The sequence below is a fragment of the Staphylococcus simulans genome (assembly GCF_003043455.1).
GTDB classification, from domain to species: Bacteria; Bacillota; Bacilli; order Staphylococcales; family Staphylococcaceae; genus Staphylococcus; species Staphylococcus simulans_A.
Genome location: NZ_PZGG01000128.1, coordinates 1 through 1829, shown reverse-complemented (window position 1 = coordinate 1829; position 1829 = coordinate 1). Strand labels below are relative to the sequence as shown.

General features: G+C 31.8%; 1 protein-coding gene. It reads right to left on the bottom strand.

All coding sequences use genetic code 11. From position 1 onward, the window contains the following. Positions 1–1673: IS1182 family transposase (locus tag BU038_RS12295; RefSeq protein ID WP_107606250.1), on the bottom strand; the 1673-nt coding region annotated here is incomplete at its 3' end. Positions 1674–1829: the final 156 nt, after the last annotated feature.

The window sequence follows — 1829 nt, the reverse complement described above, 5'->3', positions numbered from 1 at the left end:
GGGGCCGGGACATAATTGTTCTGGAACCTAATAAAAAGGACGATTTTCACATATAAAAATGAAAATCGTTCCTTTTTTATTTTGTCCAAGAAATTTTCAGCTCGTAGAGCTGCTAATTTCCTAATATTCACGGCCATACATGCTATGCCAACTTCTGTTTCAACTTTTTGAATGCCCCTTACAGACATTCGAGTGAAACCCAAATTAGCCTTCAGGTTACCAAAAAATGTTTCAACATCAATTTTTCTCTTTTTATAAATTGATGAAGTTTTTGGATCTGAAAGCTTTTCTCTTGTGAATTGCTTATAGTATTCCCAAACCATATTTCTTCTGATTGTTTTTAAGGTATCAGGTTTGGCTTTTGGATTCATACACTCATCTCTAAGTGGACAACCTACACAGTCATAACATTTGTACTCTTTAAATTGACGTTGATATCCATACTTATCGTTTCGAAATCTATATCCAGAAAAGAATAAAAGCTTATCATCGGGGCAAATATATCTGTCATCTTTCTCATCATAATCCCAATTTAATGAGTTATAAGTATTTTGTTTATACTTTCTTTTCTGTTCTTTTAAAAACATGCCGTACGGCATCAAAGGCGTTCTATTAAATACATCTATTATTATTCCATAATTACTTTCACTGCCATATCCTGCATCACATACAATATTTTCTGGTAAGTCACCATTTATATCTTGAATTCTATATAAAAATCTTTCCAAGGTTCTTGTATCTGTTGGATTTTGATAGACACCAAACGCTAATGCAAATTGATTATTGGTTCCCACTTGAATGTTATATGCAGCTTTTAATTGGCCATTTCTCATATGATCATCTTTCATTCTCATAAAAGTTGCATCGTGATCTGTTTTTGAATAACTATTTCTATTACCTAAAATTCGTTTTTGTTCTTCGTATTTCACATTTTTCTCTTTACATTCGCTTACTACTTTTTTATATTTTTTCAAAAGCGTACGTTTTGAGCGAACTATTTTCCTTTTTCCAGTATCCTTACTAGCATCAATTTCTTCAGTTAATGCATCAATTTTTTGAATTAAGCAATCTTCGATTGCCTGTAATTCATGGACTTGTATTTCTTCAGATAATTCCTCTTTTAAACTCGGTAAAATTTCATTCGCCATTAATTCGTCGTATACTTCTTTCGATTTCTTCATATTAGCTTTGCTATATCGTTCTGTGTTGGCCTTCCAAACAAAAGTATATTTATTTGCATCAGCTTCAATTTTTGTGCCATCTATGTAAACAGCATCTTCATCTATATAATTGTTAGTCACTAAAAACCCTCTGAATTCTGTAAAACATTCTTTGATTAATTCATTGGTTTTAGGATTAGAGCGAAAACGATTAATAGTTTTATAACTAGGTGTCTGTTCTTGAGATAGCCACATAAACCTAATGCTGTCCTTTAAAGCAAATTCAATTTTCCGACCGGAAAATATCGAATTACTATATGCGTATAGAATTATTTTAAGCATCATACGTGGATTATAAGATGAAGCACCTCTACGATTTTGATATCTATTAAATGTATCTTCAGAAATCCCTTCTACAATTTCATTAACAATTAATGCTGTGTCATTTTCAGGGAAGGTAAAGTCAGTCGTTAGTGGCAGTGATAGTTGAGACATGTTATAATTTTTATACATAAAGTTCCTCCAATGATTGGGTTTGTGGTTATTCTCTAATTATACGTGAGGGCTTTATTTTTTTGAAATAATATGAGTATTTTATATAAAAAGCCGAGGAAAATCATTAAAGATTCTCCTCGGCTTTTATTTGAGACTGGATTTATGTCCCAGCCC